General features: G+C 70.1%; 18 protein-coding genes. 1 reads left to right on the forward strand and 17 read right to left on the reverse strand.

All coding sequences use genetic code 11. The features are described 5' to 3' along the window. Positions 1–124: 124 nt before the first annotated feature. On the reverse strand, positions 125–559 hold the full coding sequence (locus JWP28_RS07910; protein ID WP_299541813.1) for a hypothetical protein: 435 nt from the start codon (positions 557–559) through the stop codon (positions 125–127). 184 nt (positions 560–743) lie between these two features. Continuing rightward, positions 744–1319: an NAD(P)H-dependent oxidoreductase gene (locus JWP28_RS07915; RefSeq protein WP_299541815.1), complete on the reverse strand. Its 576-nt coding sequence runs from the start codon at positions 1317–1319 to the stop codon at positions 744–746. A gap of 106 nt (positions 1320–1425) precedes the next feature. On the opposite strand from JWP28_RS07915, the gene ppa reads away from it, so the two are divergent. After that, positions 1426–1956 carry an inorganic diphosphatase gene (ppa, locus tag JWP28_RS07920; RefSeq protein ID WP_299541817.1) on the forward strand — a complete coding sequence of 177 codons (531 nt, stop codon included), beginning with the start codon at positions 1426–1428 and terminating at the stop codon, positions 1954–1956. Here ppa and trmB read toward each other — a convergent pair. The 15 genes from trmB to JWP28_RS07995 form a co-directional block, all read right to left on the reverse strand. Further along, positions 1953–2624 (reverse strand): tRNA (guanosine(46)-N7)-methyltransferase TrmB, encoded by a 672-nt coding sequence (gene trmB, locus JWP28_RS07925; RefSeq protein ID WP_299541819.1) that lies wholly within the window; start codon positions 2622–2624, stop codon positions 1953–1955. The two genes, ppa and trmB, sit on opposite strands and share 4 nt — an antisense overlap. Positions 2625–2761: 137 nt before the next feature. After that, positions 2762–3982 (reverse strand): methionine adenosyltransferase, encoded by a 1221-nt coding sequence (gene metK / locus JWP28_RS07930; RefSeq protein ID WP_299541821.1) that lies wholly within the window; start codon positions 3980–3982, stop codon positions 2762–2764. 129 nt (positions 3983–4111) lie between these two features. Beyond that, positions 4112–4534 carry a helix-turn-helix transcriptional regulator gene (locus JWP28_RS07935; protein WP_299541823.1) on the reverse strand — a complete coding sequence of 141 codons (423 nt, stop codon included), beginning with the start codon at positions 4532–4534 and terminating at the stop codon, positions 4112–4114. A 74-nt stretch (positions 4535–4608) separates the two neighbouring features. After that, on the reverse strand, positions 4609–6177 hold the full coding sequence (gene lnt, locus JWP28_RS07940) for an apolipoprotein N-acyltransferase (protein ID WP_299541825.1): 1569 nt from the start codon (positions 6175–6177) through the stop codon (positions 4609–4611). A gap of 9 nt (positions 6178–6186) precedes the next feature. Then, positions 6187–7092 carry a hemolysin family protein gene (locus JWP28_RS07945; protein WP_299541827.1) on the reverse strand — a complete coding sequence of 302 codons (906 nt, stop codon included), beginning with the start codon at positions 7090–7092 and terminating at the stop codon, positions 6187–6189. After that, on the reverse strand, positions 7067–7540 hold the full coding sequence (gene ybeY / locus JWP28_RS07950; protein WP_299541843.1) for an rRNA maturation RNase YbeY: 474 nt from the start codon (positions 7538–7540) through the stop codon (positions 7067–7069). Before ybeY ends, JWP28_RS07945 begins: the two co-directional genes overlap by 26 nt. A 5-nt stretch (positions 7541–7545) precedes the next feature. Further along, a complete protein-coding gene (locus tag JWP28_RS07955) occupies positions 7546–8496 on the reverse strand; it encodes a PhoH family protein (protein ID WP_299541829.1) in 951 nt (316 codons plus the stop codon). Next, a complete protein-coding gene (gene miaB / locus JWP28_RS07960) occupies positions 8493–9866 on the reverse strand; it encodes a tRNA (N6-isopentenyl adenosine(37)-C2)-methylthiotransferase MiaB (RefSeq protein ID WP_299541831.1) in 1374 nt (457 codons plus the stop codon). Before miaB ends, JWP28_RS07955 begins: the two co-directional genes overlap by 4 nt. A 197-nt stretch (positions 9867–10063) precedes the next feature. Beyond that, entirely contained in the window at positions 10064–10438 is a 375-nt protein-coding gene (locus JWP28_RS07965) for a Fur family transcriptional regulator (RefSeq protein WP_299541845.1), read from the reverse strand. Between the two features lie 77 nt (positions 10439–10515). Next, on the reverse strand, positions 10516–10974 hold the full coding sequence (locus tag JWP28_RS07970; protein ID WP_299541833.1) for a GNAT family N-acetyltransferase: 459 nt from the start codon (positions 10972–10974) through the stop codon (positions 10516–10518). Continuing rightward, a complete protein-coding gene (gene tsaB / locus JWP28_RS07975; RefSeq protein WP_299541847.1) occupies positions 10971–11612 on the reverse strand; it encodes a tRNA (adenosine(37)-N6)-threonylcarbamoyltransferase complex dimerization subunit type 1 TsaB in 642 nt (213 codons plus the stop codon). Before tsaB ends, JWP28_RS07970 begins: the two co-directional genes overlap by 4 nt. Positions 11613–11625: 13 nt before the next feature. After that, positions 11626–12198 carry a NifU family protein gene (locus JWP28_RS07980; RefSeq protein ID WP_299541835.1) on the reverse strand — a complete coding sequence of 191 codons (573 nt, stop codon included), beginning with the start codon at positions 12196–12198 and terminating at the stop codon, positions 11626–11628. A gap of 37 nt (positions 12199–12235) precedes the next feature. Continuing rightward, on the reverse strand, positions 12236–12709 hold the full coding sequence (locus JWP28_RS07985; protein ID WP_299541837.1) for a universal stress protein: 474 nt from the start codon (positions 12707–12709) through the stop codon (positions 12236–12238). Between the two features lie 53 nt (positions 12710–12762). After that, entirely contained in the window at positions 12763–13797 is a 1035-nt protein-coding gene (gene trpS, locus JWP28_RS07990; protein WP_299541839.1) for a tryptophan--tRNA ligase, read from the reverse strand. A gap of 144 nt (positions 13798–13941) precedes the next feature. Further along, positions 13942–14705, reverse strand: a 764-nt coding sequence (locus JWP28_RS07995; RefSeq protein WP_299541841.1) for a lipid II flippase MurJ, incomplete at its 5' end; no start/stop codon positions are given.

Genomic DNA, 14705 nt, shown 5'->3' on the forward strand with positions numbered 1-14705 from the left:
GCATTGGCCTCAGCCAGCCCTCCGGCAAAGAAAAAAGCGGCCGGGCCGGAGCCCGCCGCTCGTAGGCGCCTTACAGCGCTAACGGACGATGTTGAGGTGAATATAGGCGCTTGGGAGGGGTTTGTCACGCCTCAGGCGCGCTCGCCAAGAACCAAAAGGGCTCGGACAGCCTGCCACCACGAGCAGCGATGCAGAACTTTGGCCCCGACACCTCCCAAGCCACGGTGCGCGGAGCGATGGTTAGAACGTCGAGCCGAAGACCGCCGTCGAAGGAAATCCTCAAGTCAGCGGTCTCGGGATCGACAATGGCTCCCAAGACGCGGAGCCCGAGCAAGAGCCGACGCGCCTCGTCCTGTGCGTCGATTGCGACGGGGCCGCCATAGGTCAGGCCGTCCTCGCGATCTGTGAGCACCGGAGCGCCATCCGCAAGCACTCGCCATAGGTGTTCGACGCTTAGAGAAGCGGATGAGAACTCAAAATGCCAAGAATGTTCGCGGCGGAGGACGTTCTCAATGGCGGCGCATTGGAATAGCCGCTCCGTCTTTTCCAGTAGCCTCATCGTCAGATGTCACCCGCCCTTCTCCCCTTGTGGGAGAAGGTGTCGCCCGGAGGGTGACGGATGTGGGGTCGCGCTCCGCTCTCGGCGCGATCCTAAAGCTCAGATCGGATAGGGCTTTCGACCCCACATCCGACCTGCTTCGCAGGCCACCTTCTCCCACAACGGGAGAAGGACGTTCGACGGCCTACCCTGCCTTGAACCTCAGCGTCCAAGCCTTGAACGCCTCCAGATAGACCCCCAGGAACTTCGCCGTCCCCTCGTCCGTCAGCCGGCCCTCGGCGTCGAACTTCTCGTGGGCGCGGAACACCAGGATTTCCGGCTGGGGCATGCAGTAGGAGTTGGTGAACTCGAAGGCCTGGCGGAGCTGGCTCTGGCCGCGCGCGCTGCCGGTCATGCCCGGCGAGGCGCCGATGATGCCGACGGGCTTGGCGCCCAGCGGGGCTTCGCGCGGGGGCCGAGAGGCCCAGTCGACGGCGTTTTTCATCACGCCGGGGACGCCATGGTTGTACTCCGGCGTCACGAAGAGGACGCTGTCCGCCGCCCGGATCGCCGCCTTCAGCGCGGCCACGCCCTCGGGATCGCCGGCGGCCTCGACGTCGGCGTTGTAGAGCGGCACCGCGAGCAGGTCGAAGATCTCGATGGTCATGCCCTCGGGCGCCATCCCCTGCGCCGCGCGCAGCAGGGCGCGGTTGTAGGAGCCCTGCCGCAGACTTCCCGCCAGGCCGACGACGCGAACGGGGGTCGAGTTGGGTTGCGACAAGATTGGCCTCCGGAGTTCACGCAACTATGCGCCGGCGCCGGGCTTACGGTCGAGCCGGATTGGCCTTAAAGACCCGACCCTGCTTCCTCCCCCAGAAGGCCTCCCCATGGACCTGTCCAAGATTCCCGTCGGCGTGAACCCGCCCTATGACGTCAACGCCATCATCGAGATCCCGCAGGGCGGCGAGCCGGTGAAGTACGAGATGGACAAGGAAAGCGGGGCCATCTTCGTCGACCGTTTCCTGCACACGGCGATGTTCTATCCGGGCAACTACGGCTTCATCCCGCACACCCTGGCCGACGACGGCGACCCGATGGACATCATGGTGGTGGGCCCGACGCCGGTCGTGCCGGGCGCGGTGATCCGCTGCCGGCCGATCGGCGCCCTGATGATGACCGACGAGGCCGGCGGCGACGAGAAGGTGCTGGCGGTGCCGGTGGACGCGCTGCACCCCTTCTACAAGGGGGTCGACAGCTGGCGCAGCCTGCCGGTGATCCTCACCGAGCAGATCGCCCACTTCTTCCAGCACTATAAGGACCTGGAGAAGGGCAAGGCCGTGCAGATCAGAGGCTGGGCGGACCCCGAGGAGACCGCCGACCTGATCCGCGCGTCGATCGAGCGGGCGAAGAGCGCCTAGGTCCTCACGAAGTCCAGGAACACCGGGGCGCAGTCGCCGAGGCGTTTTTCCTCGTAGCGGGTGGTGATGTGGTCGGCGGGCGGGATGCGCCAGTCGGACGCCTGGTCCGCCACCCAGCGGAAGGCGGGGTTCTTCACGAACCGCTCGAGGCTCCAGTCGACGTAGTCGGCCCAGTCGCTGGCGTAGCGCAAGGCGCCGCCCGGCTTCAGCAGGCGCGCGAGTTCGGCCACGGTCTCGGCCTGGACCAGGCGGCGCTTGTTGTGGCGCGCCTTGGGCCAGGGGTCGGGGAAGAGGATGAAAGCGCGGTCGAGGCTGGCGTCGGGCAGCCGGGCCATCAGGTCGCGGGCGTCGCCATCGTGGACGCGGACGTTGCCGAGCGCCTGCTCGTCGATATGCCGCAGCGCGCTCGCCACCCCGTTCTGGAACGGCTCGGCGCCGATCACCAGCACGTCGGGATGAAGCCCGGCCTGGGCGGCCATGTGCTCGCCGCCGCCGAAGCCGATCTCCAGCCAGACCTCGGCGGCGTCCGGCTTCAGCGCGCGGGGATCGAAAGCGCCCGCAGGCGGACGCAGCGACGGCAGCAGGTTTTCGACCAGCGCCGCCTGGCGCGGCTTGATGGTCCGCGTCTTCAGGCGGCCGTAGGAGCGGAGCGGCGGGTGGACGGTCATTTCCCCCTCCCTACTCGTCATGGCGGGGCTTGTCCCGGCCATCCATGGACGCGGGCGGGCGGGATTTGCCTGAACTGTCGGTGCGTATGGATCCCCGGGACAAGCCCGGGGATGACGGCCAGAGGAGGGATTGAGCCCTACGCCAGCTTCTTCAGTTCTTCGGCGAGGTCCGGGCGTTCCCAGGAGAAGCCGCCTTCGTTGTCGGGCTGGCGGCCGAAATGGCCGTAGGCGGCGGTGCGGGCGTAGATCGGCTTGTTGAGGCCCAGGTGCTCGCGGATAGCCCTGGGCGTCGCGCCGCCGATCATCTCCGGCAGGGCGAGCTCGAGCTTGGCCGGGTCGATCTCGCCGGTGTTGTGCAGGTCGACGTAGAAGCTGAGCGGCTGGGCGACGCCGATCGCATAGCTGATCTGGATGGTGCACTTGCGCGCCAGGCCCGCGGCGACGACGTTCTTGGCCAGGTAGCGGCAGGCGTAGGCGGCCGAGCGGTCCACCTTGGTGGGGTCCTTGCCGGAGAAGGCGCCGCCGCCGTGCGGGGCCGCGCCGCCGAAGGAGTCGACGATGATCTTGCGGCCGGTGAGGCCCGCGTCGCCGTCCGGCCCGCCGATCTCGAAGCGGCCGGTGGGATTGACGTGCCACTTGGTCCTTTTGGTGATCAGGCCCGCCGGGAAGACGCCCTCCACATAGGGGCGGATCAGCGCCTCGATCCGCTTCGGGGTCGCCGAGTGCAGGCCGATGCGCTTCTTGTGCTGGGTCGAGACGACGATCTGCAGCACCTCGACCGGGCGGCTGTCCTCGTAGCGCAGGGTGACCTGGCTCTTGGCGTCCGGCTCCAGCGCGGCGCACTCGCCGGAGTGACGGACCTCGGCCAGCCGGCGCAGGATGTCGTGGGAATATTGCAGCGTCGCCGGCATCAGCGAGGGGGTCTCGTCGCAGGCGTAGCCGAACATGATCCCCTGGTCGCCCGCGCCCTCGTCCTTCTTGTCGCTGGCGTCGACGCCCTGGGCGATGTGGGCGGACTGCGAGTGCAGGTAGCAGGCGAACTTGGCCTTGGCCCAGTGGAAGCCCTTCTGCTCGTAGCCGATGTCCTTGATCGCCTGGCGCACCTTCGGCTCCAGGCCGCGCAGGATGTCCTTGGTCAGTTGCTTGTTCTCGGCCTTGGAGCCGCCCGGACGGCCGGCGCGGACTTCGCCCGCCAGCACGACGCGGTTGGTGGTGACCAAAGTCTCGCAGGCGACGCGCGCCTCCGGTTCGGCGGCCAGGAAGGCGTCGACGACGGTGTCGGAGATCCGGTCGGCCACCTTGTCCGGATGGCCCTCGGACACGCTTTCGGACGTGAAGATGTAGCTGGAACGGCTCACGGCGCTTGGCTCCGGGAAATAACGGGGCCGCCCGAGGCATGCGGCGGCCGCCCAATGAGGTCGGCAAGCCTATAAAGAAGTCTTTATATCCCGCCAAGCACACATTCGGCCCGCCGGGTTAAGGCTGCATCAGCCCTCGGGGGTGTCCGGCTCGCCGGCCATGGCGCGGACCAGGTCGAGCATCCGGCGGCGCACCCGGCCCGTGGGAATCTTCGGAAAGACGGCGGCGAGCTCCATTCCCTCGGGGGTCAGCAGGAAGTCCTGCAAGGTCTCGCGCGGCAAATTGGAGCCGGGCGTTTCAATGGCGTCGCTGAGCCCCTCGTAGAAGTAGCTGATGTTCGTGGAGAGCGCGCGGGCCATCTCCCACAGCTTCGAGGCGCTCACCCGGTTGGCGGCGCGCTCGTACTTCTGGACCTGCTGGAAGGTGAGGCCGATGGACTCCGCCAGCCGCTCCTGGCTGATCCCCAGCTCCTTGCGGCGCATGCGGATCCGCAGGCCCACGTGGCGGTCGATGGGGTTCGGGGCCCGTTCCGGCTCTTCGGCCTTGTCCATGCAGCTTCCCAGTCAAACATCGCCGGGCAAGCGAGATGCCAGACGCGGCCTTTGAGCATCAATAGTTAACGCGCTTATCGAACACGATAGGCCAGAGCCGCCAGGCCGGACAATAGGAGCAGGCCCGCGAAGTAGAGGTCGCCCGCCCTCGTGTACAGCGTAGGTTGCAGGGCCGGAGGCAGGGGTGCGTCAATTACACCCAGGGCGCCCAATGCCAGACGAGCGCCTGGCTCGGTCCGCCCGTAGGCGTCGATGACCGCGGAAACGCCGGTCGGCGTGGCGCGAACGATAGGCAGGCCCTCCTCGATGGCGCGGTAGCTGGCGAGGTTGAGGTGCTGCAGCGGGCCCGAGGTCACGCCGAACCAGGCATCATTGGAGATGTTGAGGATCCAGGCCGGCCGCAGGCCCGCCCGCGCGGCGCCGGCGCGGGTCACGCCCGGGAACAGCGCCTCGTAGCAGATCAGCACCTGGACGGGCGGGGCGCCCGCGGGCGAGATCGGCTGCGACGGCGGCCCGGCGGTGAAGTCGTCGGGCATGTGCACCAGGCTGCGGAAGCCGACCTTGGTGGCGATCTCGCCCAGCGGCATGTACTCGCCGAACGGCACCAGGTGGTGCTTGTCGTAGACGCCGGTGACCCGCAGGCCGTCGGCCTCACGGCGGAAGGCGACCAGGCTGTTGAAGTAGCGCGCGGTCCCGCCGGGACCCAGCTCGGCGTGGTTGGCGCCCATCAGCAGCGTCTGGCCGGGGGCGAAGGCGTCGCGCAGGCGAGACGCGTAGGGCGAGCCCGGCGCAATGAGCTCGTCGATCACCGCCGGAAGCGCGCCCTCCGGCCAGATGACGATGTCCGGCTGCACAGGTCCCTTGTGCTCGGTGAGGCCAACGTAGGTGTCGAAGACCAGGCCCAGGTTCTCCGGCCGCCACTTCTTTTTCTGGTCGATGTCGGCCTGCACCACCCGGATGACCGGCGCGTGCGCCGACGGCTCGACGGCCTGCGCGAGGCGGCTGAGGCCGAAGGCGTAGAGGCCGGCGAGCACCGCCGCGGCGACGGCGAGGGCGCCGGCCTTCGTCCGCCGGCCGATGTCCTGGGCCAGCACGGCCGGCGTGGCGGCCACGGCGAGGGTGATCCAGGTCAGGCCATAGGCGCCGACCACCGAGGCGGCCTGCGACGGCGCGGAACCCGCCCGCCAGGTCTCGCCGGGCAGGTCCCAGGGAAAGCCGGACAGCACGTGGCCGCGCAGCCACTCGAAGCCGGCGAGGCAACCCGCGAACACCAGGATGCGCGCGGGCCCGCGGGTCTTCAGCGCCCGGTACGCCAGCGCCGCGGCGCCCCAGAACAGCGCCAGGCCGGCGGCCATCAGGACCAGGGCGAAGGGCGCCATCCAGCCCTGCTCCTTGGCGTCGACCATGAACGGCTCGGTGATCCAGTGCACGCCGACGGCGAAGTAGCCGAGCCCGTCCAGCCAGCCGCGGAAGAAGGCCGAGCGCAGCGGCCGCGGACCGTCGGCGTCGATCAGCGCCAGCAGCAGGGCGTAGCCAAGCAGGCCGGGCAGGACGCCGAACGGCGGGTGCGCCAACCCCGCGGCCACCCCCGCCAGCAGCGACAGCCCGCGGGCCGGCCAACCTTGGCGCCAGCTCAAAGGCATCAACCGGCGTCAGTCCGCCAGCGAGGGATCGAGCCGCCCGGACGGGATGCGGCGCACGCGCACCCGCTTCACCCGCCGCGGATCGGCCGAGAGCACCTCTATGACGAAGCCGCCCGGATGCTCGACGAGCTCGCGCCGCTTCGGCACCCGGCCGGCGAGCGCGTTGACGAGGCCGGCCACGGTGTCGATCTCCTCGTCGAGGTCGGGCGGGGCCAGATCGACGCCGTCGCCGATGGCCGCCTCCAGGTCCTCCAGCGGGGTCCGGCCGTCGACCACCCAGCCGTCGCCGTCCCTGATGATCGGCGCATGACCGTCCTCGGCCGCGTCGTCGTGCTCGTCCTCGATCTCGCCGACCAGGGTCTCCAGCAGGTCCTCGAGGGTCACCAGGCCGTCGGTGCCGCCGAACTCGTCGATCACCAGGGCCATGTGGGTCTGCCTGGCGCGCATCTGGCCCAGCAGCTCCGAGCCGCGCATCGAGGCCGGGACGTAGAGCACCGGGCGCACCAGGTTGTGGCGGCCGGACAGCACGTGGTCCCCGGGCCGCGGCTTGCGGGTCTTGCGGGCCAGCAGCTTGAAGACGTCCTTGACGTGGACCACGCCCACCGGCTCGTCGAGGGTCTCCTTGTAGACCGGCATGCGGCTGTGCTCGGCCTCTACGAAGCGGGCGACGAGCTCGGCGAAGGTGCAGTCCTTGGCCACCGCCACGATGTCGGCGCGCGGCTTCATGACATCGTCGACGCGCAACTCCTGGAAGGCGCGCGCCTGGCTGACCAGCTCGCCGGTGGCGGCGGTGGGCGCCTCCGGAACCGAACCGGCGTCCTGGGCCGGACGGCTGCGGAACCGGTCGAACAGGGAGAGCACGCCCCGATGCTTGTGCGCGGCGAAAGCCTCAGGCGACGGACGGGGGTCGGTCATGGTCTCCTTCACCCGCCAGGTAGGGGTCAGGAACCCCCAGCCCGGCCAGGACGACGCGCTCGAGGGCCTCCATCTCGGCGGCCTCGGCATCGCTCATGTGGTCATATCCTAGAAGGTGCAGCACCCCATGCGCCACCAGATGCTGCAGGTGATGCGCCAGCGGCTTGTCCTGTTCGCGGGCTTCCCGCGCGCAAACGCCATAGGCCAGGGCGACGTCGCCCAGGGACCGGTCGGGATTCGGCAGCGCGGGAAACGACAGCACATTGGTCGGCTTGTCCTGCTGCCGGAAGCGGGCGTTCAGGTCTCGAACCGCCTCGTCGTCGGTGAGGAGCAGGGTCACGCCCTCGCCGACAGCTCCCTCGGAGGCGAGCGTCGCCTCGGCCGCCGCGCGCGCCAGGGCTTCCGCCTCCGGGAGCGCCGTCGTCCAGGCCGCGTCCTCGATTTCCATGTCGATCAAATGGCGCGTCCGGCCTTGGCCGCGTCGGCGTCATAGGCGCGGACGATGCGTTCGACGAGCGGGTGGCGGACCACGTCCTCGGCGGAGAAGCGGGTGACGGCGATACCCTTCACCCCCTCCAACAGGCCCACGGCGTGGGCCAGGCCGCTGTCGCGGATATTGACCAGGTCGATCTGGGTCGGGTCGCCGGTGACCACCATGCGGGCGCCTTCGCCCAGGCGGGTCAGCACCATCTTCATCTGCAGGCGGGTGGCGTTCTGCGCCTCGTCGACGATGACGAAAGCATGCGCGAGCGTGCGGCCGCGCAGGAAGGCGATGGGGGCGACCTCGATCTCGCCCTTTTCGCGCCGGCGGCGCAGCTGGTCGGCCCCGAGGATATCCGTCAGCGCCTCCCAGACCGGCGCCATGTAGGGGTCGACCTTCTCGGTGAGGTCGCCCGGCAGGAACCCCAGCCGCTCGCCGGCCTCGACCGCCGGCCGCGAGACGATCAGCCGGTCGACTTCGCCGCGCAGCAACAGGCCCGCGCCGTGGGCTACGGCCAGGAAGGTCTTGCCGGTGCCGGCGGGACCCAGCCCGAACACCAGTTCGCACTTGGCCAGCGCCTGCAGGTACTCCGCCTGCATCGCGGTCTTGGGGGCCACCTGGCCGCGGCGGCCGACGGGCAGGACCCCGGGCACCGCGCCGCCGGACTTGGCGTTGCCGATCGCCACGCGCACGTCGGCCTCGGCGATCTCCAGCCCCTGGTCGGCGCGGGCCGCGATCGCGTGGACCGCCTTCTTGGCCTGGGCGCGGCCCTTCGAGTCGCCGGTGAGGGACACTCCGCCGCCCGGCGTTTCGACCAGCACGTCGAAGGCGTCCTCGATCAGGGCCGCGTGGCGGGAATTGGCGCCGGCCACCGCTCGGGCGGCGGCGTCGGAGAGGGTGACGAATTCAGGCGCGCGGCTCACAAGGCCATCTCGGGGGCAAGCTCCAGCTCTGCAGTCTCCACGAGCGCGCCCGCCAGGCTCATCCGGGCGGCGGACTCGATCCGCACCGAAACGATCTGGCCGATCAAGCGATCCGGCGCGGTGGCGTGCACCGCCTGCAGATAGGGGCTGCGCCCGATAAGCTGCCCGGCATGGCGGCCGGGCCGCTCGAAGAGCACGGGGAGCACCTTGCCGACCTGTGACGCATTGAAGGCGCGGGCCTGTTCGTCCAGCAGGGCGTTGAGCCGCGCCAGCCGTTCGTCCTTCACCGCCTCGTCGACCTGCCCCGGCATGGCGGCGGCCGGCGTGCCCGGACGGCGGGAATATTTGAACGAGAAGGCGGTGGCGTAGCCGACCTCGCGCACCAGATCGAGCGTCGCCTCGAAGTCGGCGTCGCGCTCGCCGGGGAAGCCGACGATGAAGTCGCCGGAGATGGCGATGTCGGGCCGGGCGCTGCGGATCTTGTCGATCAGGCGGACATAGCTCTGCGCGGTGTGGGCGCGGTTCATCGCCTTGAGGATGCGGTCCGACCCGGACTGCACCGGCAGGTGCAGGTAGGGCATGAGCGCGTCCACCTCGGCGTGGGCGGCGATCAGCGCCTCGTCCATGTCGCGCGGGTGGCTGGTCGTGTAGCGGATGCGGTCGAGGCCCTCGATCGCCGCCAGGCGGCGCACCAGGGCGGCGAGCCCGCCGTCACCGGCGTAGGCGTTGACGTTCTGGCCCAGCAGGGTGACCTCGCGCACGCCCTGGGCGGCCAGGTCGCGGGCCTCCGTCTCGATGGCCTCAGGGCTGCGCGACCACTCGCCGCCGCGGGTGTAGGGCACCACGCAGAAGGTGCAGAACTTGTCGCAGCCCTCCTGCACGGTGAGAAAGGCGGTGACGCCGGTCGCGTGGCGGCCGGCCGGCGCCAGGGCGTCGAACTTCTCCTCGGGGGCGAAGTCGGCGGACAGCCGCTCGCCACGGGCGCGGTGGGACCGCGCAATCAGCTCCGGCAGCTGGTGATAGGCCTGCGGGCCCACAACCAGGTCCACGGCGGGCTGGCGGCGCATGATCTCCTCGCCCTCGGCCTGGGCGACGCAGCCGGCGACCGCGATGGTCATGCGCGACCCGCCCTGGGCGACCCGCTCGTCGCGCATCTCCTTCAGCTTGCCGAGCTCGGAATAGACCTTCTCGGTGGCCTTCTCGCGGATATGGCAGGTGTTCAGCACCACGAGGTCCGCGCCCTCGGGGCTGTCGGTCACCGCATAGCCCAGCGGCGACAGCACGTCGGCCATCCGCTCGCTGTCGTAGACGTTCATCTGACAGCCGTAGGTCTTGATGAAGAGGCGCTTGGACGGCGCTGGGGCGGACATGACCGGGTTATGGGGGCGCAGGAGAGGCGGTGCAAGGTTGGGAGCCTTCCCCCGGTACGGGGGAAATGTCGCCAATGCCGAAGGCGGGCGACAATGGGGGAAGTGTTGTCTGCCGTTCGACTTCCCCCATCGACCCTCCAGCCAAACCATCCTGTCGGGGATGGTTTCCCCCGTACCGGGGGAAGACAGTAGATTGCTCACTTCTCCTCGATGGGCATCCCGTAGAGCTCCAGCCGGTGGTCCACCAGCCGGTAGCCGAGCTTCTGGGCGATGGCTTCCTGCAGGGCCTCGATCTCGGCGTCGACGAACTCCACCACCCGGCCGGTCTTCATGTCGATCAGGTGGTCGTGGTGGGTTTCCGGGTGCTCTTCGTAGCGGGAGCGGCCGTCGCGGAAGTCGTGGCGGGTGATGATGCCGGCCTCGTCGAACAGGCGCACCGTCCGGTAGACGGTGGCGATGGAGATGTGCGGGTCGACCGCATGCGCCCGGCGGTGCAGCTCCTCGACGTCGGGGTGGTCATGGGCCTCGGACAGCACGCGCGCGATGATGCGGCGCTGCTCGGTCATGCGCATGCCCTTCTCGACGCAGAGCTTTTCGATGCGGTCCGACAAAGCGGGCTCCAAAGTCCTCGTTCCCAACCAGAATAGGTCTAAGCGGCGGCGGCGTTAAGGTCGAGGCGCATGACCAGGGCGTCCACGACGCCGGCGGGGCCGCGGTTGTAATAGGCCTTGCGCAGGCCCGCCTTGCGGAAACCCAGGGCTTCGTAGAGGGCGATGGCCGGATCGTTGTCGACGGCGACCTCCAGGAAGGCCTCCGCGGCGCCCAGGTCGCGGGCGACGGGAATCGCCGCGGCCATCAGCGCGCGGGCGACGCTGCGGCGGCGCGCGGCGGGGCTGACGCCCAGGGTCAGCACCTCCATCTCGCCGGCTGCGACCCGGCAGAGGATGACGCCCAGCGGCGCGGCGTCGTTCGCGGCCAGGAAGCCGTAGATGCCCTCACCGTCCAACAGGTCCTCGAACTCGTCTTCGCGCCAGGACGCCGGGAAGGCCTCGGCGTGGACGCGGGCCATGGCTTCGCACTCGGCGGCGGTGGCCAGGGTCAGCCTCATGCCGGCAGCTTGGCGTCCAGCGCGCGCAGATAGAGCGGCTTCAGCGGCGCGGGGTCGCGGGCGGCGGCGAGGCGGGCGACGTGGCGGGCGTCGGCGCCCTCGGCCGGGATGAGGCGCGCGCCGGGCGCCAGGTCGGCCAGCAGGGCGGCGCCGGATCCCACCAGGGTGAACGGCCGGCCCTGGGAGAGCTCGGCGAGGCGGGCCGCGGCGGTCTCGGCAGCGAGCGCGTCGGGCGCCATCAGGGCGTGGCCGTCCTCGAAGGCCTGGAGGTAGAGCTGGCCGCGGCGGGCGTCGATGGCCGGGAACACCAGGCCGCCCTCCTTCGCAAATGGGGCTTCAGCCGCGAGCGCTTCCAGCGTCCCGATCCCGACCGCCGGGAGATCGAGCGCCAGCGCCAGGCCCTTGGCGAAGGCGATGCCGACACGAAGGCCGGTGAAGGAGCCGGGCCCGACGGTGACGGCGATGCGTTCCAGCCGGTCGAACGCGAGGCCCGCCTGCGCCATCACCGCCTGCGCCATGGGGGCCAGCCGCTCCTGATGGCCGCGCGCCATCACCTCGCGCGCGGAGGCGACCACGCGCCCGCCGTCGAGCACGGCGACCGAGCAGCTTGAAAGGCAGGTGTCGAGGCCGAGGACGATCATCGCCCTCGTTCTAAAGTGTTTGCTCCACCCCCGTCACTTCCGGGACGTAGTGCTTGAGCATGTTCTCGACTCCGGCCTTCAGCGTCGCCGAGGACGACGGGCAGCCCGAGCAGGCGCCGCGCATGTTCAGGTAGACGACGCCGGTCTTGTCGTCGAAGCGGGAGAACAGGATGTCGCCGCCGTCCTGGGCCACGGCCGGGCGGATACGGGTGTCCAGCAGGTCCTTGATCTCGGCGACGATCTGAGCGGTTTCGCCCTCGTAGGCGCCTTCGTCATGGCCGCCGGCCTGGTCGCCCTCGCCGGCGAACAGCGGCTGGCCGGAGGTGAAGTGGTCCATGATGGCGGCCAGGATCGGCGCCTTCAGGTGGCTCCAGTCGTGACCATCCGTCTTGCCGACGGTCAGGAAATCGGGGCCGAAGAACACCCGGGTGACGCCATCGATCGTGAACAGCTCGCTGGCCAGGGTCGAGGCGCCGGCCGCGTCGGCGTCGCGGAAGTCCCGCGTGCCCTCGCCCATCACCTCGCGGCCGGGCAGGAACTTCAGCACCTCGGGGTTCGGCGTGGCTTCCGTCTGAATGAACATGAGGAGAGATGTGGCGCTTGTGGCGCGGCGGCGCAAGTCACGCCAGATCGGCGATCTCCTCGTCGGTGAGGTCGCCGGGGACCAGGGTCACCGGCACTTTGCGGGCGCCCCAGGTGACGCCTTCCTTGGCCAGCGACATCACCAGCGGCCCCGGCCCGCGCCCGCCGACCGCGGCGGCCAGCACCAGGATCTTGATGTCGGGGTCGGACCCGATGACCTGGCGTAGCCCCGCGCGCACGTTGTCCGCGTCGACGATCAGATATTCCGGCGGGAAGCCGGTCTCGGCCTGGACGAACTCGGCGGACTGCTGGAGCACGGCCTCGGCTTCGTCGCGCGCCTGGCGCTCGATCTCCTCGCGCACGCCGCTCCAGTGCTCGAACACCGCCGGTTCGATCACCCTGAGGAGCGCCACGCGGCCGCCGGTGGACCGCGCCCGGCGGCAGGCGAAGCGCAGCGCCGCCTGGTACTCCGGCGTATCGTCGGCGACGACCAGGAACTTGCGCTCGCTCATGGCCGGACGGTGCGGCGCCTCCAATTCCTAGGCAAGGGGGTCCGCGCGCAAGCTCACCCGGCCCAGTAGCCGACGATGCGCTTGACCTCGGCCAGCGTCGGGGCGGCGACCTCGCGGGCCCGCTCGCCGCCGGCCGCGAGGATGCGGTCGATCTCGGCGGGGTCGGACAGCAGCCGGCGCATCTCGCCGCCGATCGGGCCCATCACCGCGACGGCCAGGTCGGCGAGCTTGGGCTTGAAGGCCCCGAAGCCCTGGCCGGTGAACTCGCTCAGCACGTCCTGGGCCTCGCGGCCGGAGAGCGCCGCATAGACCCCGACCAGGTTCTGGGCTTCGGGCCTCCCGTCGAGGTCGGCGAGCTTCTCCGGCAGCAGGTCGGCGTCGGTGCGGGCTTTGCGGACCTTCTGGGCGATGGTGTCGGCGTCGTCCGTCAGGTTGATCCGCGAATTGTCCGACGGGTCCGACTTGGACATCTTCACCGTCCCGTCGCGCAGGCTCATGATCCGCGCGCCCGGCCCCTGGGTCAGGGCGTCCGGCAGGGGAAAGAAGCCCGGCGCGTCGAAGTCGTGGTTGAACTTGGCGGCGATGTCGCGGGTCAGTTCGAGGTGCTGGCGCTGGTCCTCGCCCACCGGCACGTGGGTCGCCTTGTAGACCAGGATGTCGGCGGCCTGCAGCACCGGGTAGGTGTAGAGGCCGACGCTCTCGCGCTCCTTGTGCTTGCCGGCCTTGTCCTTGAACTGGGTCATCCGGTCGAGCCAGCCCAGCCGCGCCACGCAGTTGAACACCCAGGCGAGCTCGGCGTGCGCGGGCACGGCGGACTGGGCGAAGATGGTGGCGACCTTGGGGTCGAGGCCCGTGGCCAGGTAGGCTGCGGCGATCTCGCGGACCTGGTCCTTCAGCTTCGCCGGGTCCTGCCAGGCGGTGATGGCGTGCAGGTCGGCCACGAAGATGAAGGTCTCGATCTCGTGCTGCAGGCGCGCGAACTTCACCAGGGCGCCGAGGTAGTTGCCGAGGTGCAGGTCGCCGGACGGCTGCACGCCGGAGAGCACGCGCTGAGGTCCCGCGTAGGGGGCCGGGGCTTGGTCGGTCATGGAAAGGCTTCTGAGGCTAGAGGGCGCCATGCCTTACGCAAAAGGTTGGCGCAAGGCCCGAGATGACGGGTCGTTCAGCGGGTCAGCGCCATCGCCAAGTCTGTGAGCCGCAAGCCATGAGGCTCGAATAAGCCTGAGTGCGTCCTACGGCAAGCCCGAGGCGACGGGTCCCGCCTCGCCCTTGCGCCGCTTGAGCGCCGCGCGCGCCTCGGCCGGGGTGACGCCGCCGAAGGCGAACAGCAGGGCCGGATAGAGCACGGCGCCGGCCAGGCAAACCAGCAGCACGGTGACCTCCTTGGCGTGCAGGGGCCCGAGCCTGAAGCCGGCCAGAGGCGCCTCCAGCACCGGGCGGAAGTGGGAGGCGAGCGCCAGCGCGGCGCCCAGGCCAAGGCAGGCGGCGGCCACCCGGACGATCTTGCCCGTGGCCCGCGCCGAGGGCCGCCAGATATCGTCGCGCCAGAGCTTCACCACCATCTGCAAGACGGTGATCCAGGAGGCCGCGGCGGTGGCCAGCGCGATGCCCGGGAAGCCGATGGTGAAGAACAGGCTGACGCCCAGCGCGACGTTGACCGCCACGGAGATCAGCGAATAGTTCATCGGCCGGCGGGTGTCCCCGCGCGCGAAGAAGGCCGGCTGCAGGATCTTGATCAGCACGAAAGCCGGCAGGCCCCAGCCATAGTGGAACAGCAGCGCCGCGGAGGCGGCCGCGTCCTTGGGCGTGAACGCGCCGCGCGCGAAGAACCCCTCGACCAGGTAGCCCGGCATCGCCATCAGCGCCGCGGCGGCGGGCAGGCAGAGCGCCAGGCCGAACACCACCGCCTGATCCATGGCCCCATTGGCGTCGTCATGATCCTTCGCCTGCAGCGCCGTCGACAGGCGGGGCAGGAGCGCCACGCCGATGGCGACGC

It is taken from the genome of Phenylobacterium sp. (assembly GCF_028290885.1).
Lineage (GTDB): Bacteria > Pseudomonadota > Alphaproteobacteria > Caulobacterales > Caulobacteraceae > Phenylobacterium.

Bases quoted from the DNA above. Each gene is read 5' to 3' on its own strand.
- lnt (WP_299541825.1), bottom strand. From the start codon at position 6,177: ATGCCTTTGAGCTGGCGCCAAGGTTGGCCGGCCCGCGGGCTGTCGCTG.
- trmB (WP_299541819.1), bottom strand. From the start codon at position 2,624: ATGACCGTCCACCCGCCGCTCCGCTCCTACGGCCGCCTGAAGACGCGG.
- trpS (WP_299541839.1), bottom strand. From the start codon at position 13,797: ATGACCGACCAAGCCCCGGCCCCCTACGCGGGACCTCAGCGCGTGCTC.
- miaB (WP_299541831.1), bottom strand. From the start codon at position 9,866: ATGTCCGCCCCAGCGCCGTCCAAGCGCCTCTTCATCAAGACCTACGGC.
- ybeY (WP_299541843.1), bottom strand. From the start codon at position 7,540: ATGGAAATCGAGGACGCGGCCTGGACGACGGCGCTCCCGGAGGCGGAA.
- JWP28_RS07980 (WP_299541835.1), bottom strand. From the start codon at position 12,198: ATGTTCATTCAGACGGAAGCCACGCCGAACCCCGAGGTGCTGAAGTTC.
- JWP28_RS07965 (WP_299541845.1), bottom strand. From the start codon at position 10,438: ATGCGCATGACCGAGCAGCGCCGCATCATCGCGCGCGTGCTGTCCGAG.
- ppa (WP_299541817.1), top strand. From the start codon at position 1,426: ATGGACCTGTCCAAGATTCCCGTCGGCGTGAACCCGCCCTATGACGTC.
- JWP28_RS07970 (WP_299541833.1), bottom strand. From the start codon at position 10,974: ATGAGGCTGACCCTGGCCACCGCCGCCGAGTGCGAAGCCATGGCCCGC.
- JWP28_RS07945 (WP_299541827.1), bottom strand. From the start codon at position 7,092: ATGACCGACCCCCGTCCGTCGCCTGAGGCTTTCGCCGCGCACAAGCAT.
- JWP28_RS07985 (WP_299541837.1), bottom strand. From the start codon at position 12,709: ATGAGCGAGCGCAAGTTCCTGGTCGTCGCCGACGATACGCCGGAGTAC.
- JWP28_RS07910 (WP_299541813.1), bottom strand. From the start codon at position 559: ATGAGGCTACTGGAAAAGACGGAGCGGCTATTCCAATGCGCCGCCATT.
- JWP28_RS07935 (WP_299541823.1), bottom strand. From the start codon at position 4,534: ATGGACAAGGCCGAAGAGCCGGAACGGGCCCCGAACCCCATCGACCGC.